This is a genomic window from Oscillospiraceae bacterium (assembly GCA_015067255.1).
Taxonomy (GTDB): Bacteria; Bacillota; Clostridia; order Oscillospirales; family SIG519; genus SIG519.
This window is the reverse complement of sequence record SVMS01000051.1, coordinates 1-5014: the sequence shown is the minus strand read 5'-3', so window position 1 is coordinate 5014 and position 5014 is coordinate 1. Positions and strand designations below refer to the sequence as shown.

The window sequence follows — 5014 nt, the reverse complement described above, 5'->3', positions numbered from 1 at the left end:
CTCATTTCGGTAAATCTTTTAAAAAAGTTAAATCCTATATATACAAGCATTGTCCTAATGGCTTCTATGTTTATGCCAAGCCCACTCTTGCTAACAATCAGGATGTTTTAAAGTACATAGGAAGATACCTCGGCAGACCTGTTATCGCCACTTCCAGAATTGATAATTACGATGGTGAAAATGTTACCTTCCACTACAATCGTCACGAAGACAATCAACTAATTACAGAAACAGTTCCTGCTGTTGATTTCATTAAAAAGTTAATTATTCATATTCCTGAAAAACACTTCAAGATGATTCGCTATTACGGTATTTATGCTAAACACCATAAACATGAAGATAAATTACATTTATTTATTCCAAAAGAAAAAAGACGTTTCCATATTCTTTGCAATTCATGGAGAACGTCTATTTTCCGGTCATTTCATTTTGACCCGCTCTTGTGCAAGTGTGGTCATAAAATGACTCTTTTTCAAATCTGCCTTGACGGCACTCCGTTTTTTGAAAAATCTAAATCTTGGGGTAATTCTTCTTAATACTTTAACCAACATCATAAAACCTCAATACATCAACTTTCAATTAACGGATAAATCAAAAATTGAATAACTATTTCCGAGGTTTGCACTACCTCTTTTTGTTATGTCATTTTTGACTTGCTTTCTATTATATCATACTTTTTCAAAAAATGCAAATTCCTATACGGTAAAAAAAGCCAAAAACTCATTTTACTGAGTTTTCAGCTTTAACTTTTGCCTTTGCTATGCCAATTCAGTTAAATTTTTATATTTTCCGGGCTTAATCTTTATTCAATCTGATTCTGAGTATTATTCTGTCAATATAAAATACAAGTAACACTACAAGAACACATGCTATTATTGAAAGGAACTGCTGCGGATATAAGCTCAAGCCGAAAATCTTATTTCCCGAAGCCTGGATATAATTAAACAGCGGCGTAAAAATAAGCGTTGCCACAAATCCGCATATTCCATATATTGTCTGCTGAACAGCCAAAGCGTCACTTCTCTGATATGGGTTTACATAGTCAAATATAAGATTAATCTGTGCACTGTTTATTCCGCCCATTGACGCACCGTAAAGCACAGTATAAACCGCAAAAAATGTTTTTCCGTTTGACGGATTTGTAAATGCCGCAAACAGGAAAGCTGTTCCAGCTATTATAAAGCAAACCTTAAGCATTCTTGCAAATGATGTTTTATCAGCATACTGACCGAATATAAACGAACATGGAATACGTGCAGCCGATGACAGAATACTGAGTGTTGCCACATATTGCATACTGAAACCAAGCTCTTTTACCTGATATGTACCGAAAAACGGTGTACATACATGAGTTGAAATAGTCCAGAACACACTGACCATAATAACCTTCATTACATTTTTGTCTTTAAATATGGTTTCAAATCTTTTTGCCGCCGACACATCAGTGCTTTTTTTCTTAGGCTCTTTTTCTACTGAAAATATAAGCGTAATTGTATGAAGGAGCATAAGAATAAATATTGTAAGTGCACATATTGCAAATGCACCTCTTATATTTCCTCCCATTTCATACTTATCAATAACACTTCCCATTATAAAGTTAAATGCGAAACCGCCTAACAGTGATACCATTTCCTTTACGGAAGTAAATATTCCCCTCTTACTGTCATCAACCATAGACATAAACCAGTTTATCTTAGGAGCGTGAATTACATTTGATATGAAATATCCGCCCAGCAGAAACGTTATAAATAATATGGTTTTTGCCGCCATACTGTTTATCGGTGTAAGAGGAACAAGATATATTCCCATAAACAGCAGCTGGTTAATGATATGCATTACAGTAACACGTTTTTTAACCTTACCCGTTTTAAAGAATGCAATAGCAAAAAGCTGAAAACTGCAGCCAAGTGCCACAAACGAACCTAATATTGCAGTTAAGCTGTCACTGAAACCCAAACTGCTTGTAAGCTTTGCAAGATATGTACCCGTTATAAGCACCGATATAAAATATTCAAATGTCGCTTCTCCTATATAAAAAATCGGAGTAAGCTTTTGTGCGTTTTTATTCAATTATAATCACCTCGCAAAAGATTATATACTAATTTTCAATATTTGTCAATTGCCTTTCTTACCAATTTTTTTGTTTTAAATCCTGTTAAACTGTCACTATATACAACATCCAGCAATCATACATATTTTCCCTTAATTCAAAAAAGTTTTGGTTTCATTTTTGTTACTCATTGCTCAAGTCGGTTGACAAAAATTAAATTTAAGTATATAATAGTAGGTGGAAATGTTATTTGTGTTTTTCGCATAAAACAGCAAATAAATATTATTGAAAGGATTTCAGTTGAATGAATAAAAAATTATTTGACTTTCTTAAAGAATTTAAAATTTCCAATCTCATTATGCTGACAATTGCAGGAATAATAAATGCGTTCGGAATTACGCTCTTTTTAACTCCCGTAAAGTTATACGACAGCGGAATATCCGGTACATCAATGCTTATTGCACAGGTTACACCCGAATGGCTTACCTTATCCGTATTTCTTATAATCTTAAACATTCCCTTATTTTTATACGGTTTGAAAAAGCAAGGCGGAGTTTTTACAGTATATGCGATTTATACTGTTTTTATATACTCAGTGTGGGCATGGCTCATTACAGATGTACTTCCGATTGATGTAAATCTCGCATCTCCTCTTGCCGGTACAGATTTGCTTCTTTGTGCTGTTTTCGGCGGAGTCATTTCAGGTCTCGGAAGCGGTCTTGCAATACGTTACGGCGGTGCTATGGACGGTATCGAGGTAATGGCAGTTATTTTTGCAAAACGTATCGGTATTACAGTCGGAACATTTGTTATGATTTATAACGTTGCATTATATATCATATGCGGAATAGTGATACAAAGCTGGATACTTCCTCTCTATTCAATTATTACATACGCCGCAGCGCTTAAAACAGTTGATTTCATTGTAGAAGGTCTCGACCGTTCAAAATGCGCAATGATTATAACAGTTAAACCTGATGAAATATGCAACGCTTTATCAGAAGCTTTTGAAAGCGGAATGACAAAAATTCAGGCTTACGGCGGTTATTCAAATACTGAAAAAACCATGATTTATTTCGTAGTAAACCGTTTTCAGGTGGTAAAATTAAAAGAAATTGTACATGATATTGATGTTACAGCATATATAACCATCAGCGAAGTTGCAGATGTATTTGCGGCTAATCACGAAAAAAAATAAATTCAAAAAGGAAGGTACAAAATGGGAGAAATCGTAAGACTTCAAAAATATATAGCAATGTGCGGAGAAGCCTCACGCCGTGCGGCTGAAAAGCTCATTGAAGAAGGCATGGTGACAGTAAACGGCGAAAAAATAACAGAGCTGGGTACTAAAATCGAAATCGGTGCAGACACCGTAAAGCTGAAAGGCAAGGTGCTTAAGCCTAAGAATAAAATGTATTATATAATGCTTAATAAGCCTGCAGGATATGTTTCAACAACAGATGACCAGTTTGACAGACCGTCTGTTACCGACCTTATAAAAAACGAAATAGGAGTACGTATGTACCCTATAGGCAGACTCGATTATGAAACAGAGGGGCTTATGCTTCTTACAAACGACGGAAGCTTTGCAAATCATGTAATGCATCCGAGATACAATAAAAATAAAACTTATATAGCAATCGTGAGTGGTGGACTTACAATAAGCGGTCTTAATCAGTTAAGACGAGGCGTTGTAATTGACGGGTATAAAACAAAGCCTGCCGAAATAGAAACACTTGACGCTCAAAAAGGGAAAACAACTATTAAAATCACTATCCACGAGGGCAGAAACCGACAGATAAGAAAAATGTTTGAAGCAATCGGAGCAAGAGTGGATTATCTTCAGAGAGTAAGCATAGGAAATGTAGAGCTTGGAAATCTCCCGCTTGGCAGATGGCGTCATCTTACAAGTCACGAGATAAGCAGCCTTGATAAAACAGTACAGCTGTAAGGAGCAGGAAAATGTCAAAAGATATTATTAAAGAAAAGAATATTGAAAAAGAAGAAGTAATGGTATTTTATGATGAAAAGATGCTTGAATGGTCAAAACCGGGGGTACAGCTTTTTAACAAGCTTATGGCATACTACCGCTGTGCAATAATGGAAATTGAAACAAAATTCAACGTACTCAATGAAGAGTTTTCGCTGCAATACGACAGAAATCCAATAAACGGCATGAAAAGCCGCCTGAAAAAGCTGTCAAGCATAAAGGGTAAGCTTGAAAAGAAAAATCTTCCTTTCACCATTGAATCAATAGAAAACAATCTTTCCGACATCGCCGGAATACGCGTCATATGTTCTTTTCCGGAAGATGTATATATGCTTGCAGAGTCACTTTTAAAACAGGATGATATCACTCTTGTAGAAGAAAAAGATTACATAAAAAATCCAAAACCAAACGGTTACAGAAGCTTGCATCTTATAGTAAGTGTTCCCATTTTCCTTGCACATGAAAAACGAATTATGAAGGTTGAAATACAGCTTCGTACAATTGCAATGGATTTCTGGGCAAGCCTTGAACATCAGCTCAGATACAAGAAAAATTTCGGCTGTATAGATAACATGGCTGAAGAGCTTCTCTATTGTGCTGACCTGAGTGCCGAGCTTGACTCCCGAATGGACGCTCTGAGAAAATTAGTACAGGAAGATATGGATGCATAATAAAAGCTCATACAAATCAGCATAATATAATAAGCCCCGAAAGTCAAACCTTTCAGTGGGCTTATTATATTATGCAACATTAAAAAATCAAAGAATTATAATATGCTGAAAATTCTCTTTTCCAAATCATCAATTTCAACATCTGCTCCCTTTGCACCGTGAACAGAAAGAGTTTTCATGCCGGCTCTCTTCCCTGCTTCTATTCCGGCGTCTGCATCCTCAACTATCATACATTCTCCGTATGAAATTCCAAGCATATCAGCCGCCTTTAAGAATACCTCCGGGTCAGGCTTTGAGTTTTTA

At 35.8% G+C, this 5014-nt stretch carries 6 protein-coding genes; 4 read left to right on the top strand and 2 right to left on the bottom strand.

Translation table 11 applies throughout. The features are described from left to right. On the top strand, positions 1 to 536 hold a 536-nt coding region (locus tag E7480_08555), incomplete at its 5' end, for an IS91 family transposase (GenBank protein MBE6904637.1). A gap of 259 nt (positions 537 to 795) precedes the next feature. Here the strand turns inward: E7480_08555 and E7480_08550 are convergent. Then, a complete protein-coding gene (locus E7480_08550; GenBank protein ID MBE6904636.1) occupies positions 796 to 2070 on the bottom strand; it encodes an MFS transporter in 1275 nt (424 codons plus the stop codon). 338 nt (positions 2071 to 2408) lie between these two features. On the opposite strand from E7480_08550, the gene E7480_08545 reads away from it, so the two are divergent. The 3 genes from E7480_08545 to E7480_08535 are packed head-to-tail and all read left to right on the top strand — an operon-like array spanning position 2409 to position 4711. Next, complete coding sequence (locus E7480_08545) at positions 2409 to 3248, top strand: YitT family protein (GenBank protein ID MBE6904635.1); 840 nt, start codon at positions 2409 to 2411, stop codon at positions 3246 to 3248. A 30-nt stretch (positions 3249 to 3278) separates the two neighbouring features. Continuing rightward, positions 3279 to 4001, top strand: coding sequence for an rRNA pseudouridine synthase (locus E7480_08540; GenBank protein ID MBE6904634.1), 723 nt, complete (start codon positions 3279 to 3281; stop codon positions 3999 to 4001). 11 nt (positions 4002 to 4012) lie between these two features. After that, a complete protein-coding gene (locus E7480_08535) occupies positions 4013 to 4711 on the top strand; it encodes a GTP pyrophosphokinase family protein (GenBank protein ID MBE6904633.1) in 699 nt (232 codons plus the stop codon). A 95-nt stretch (positions 4712 to 4806) separates the two neighbouring features. Here the strand turns inward: E7480_08535 and E7480_08530 are convergent. Beyond that, the coding region (locus tag E7480_08530; protein MBE6904632.1) for an HAD family phosphatase at positions 4807 to 5014 on the bottom strand (208 nt) is incomplete at its 5' end.

Excerpts from the sequence above, each read along its gene's own strand:
- E7480_08545 (MBE6904635.1), top strand. The coding sequence starts at position 2,409 with ATGCTGACAATTGCAGGAATAATAAATGCGTTCGGAATTACGCTCTTT.
- E7480_08535 (MBE6904633.1), top strand. The coding sequence starts at position 4,013 with ATGTCAAAAGATATTATTAAAGAAAAGAATATTGAAAAAGAAGAAGTA.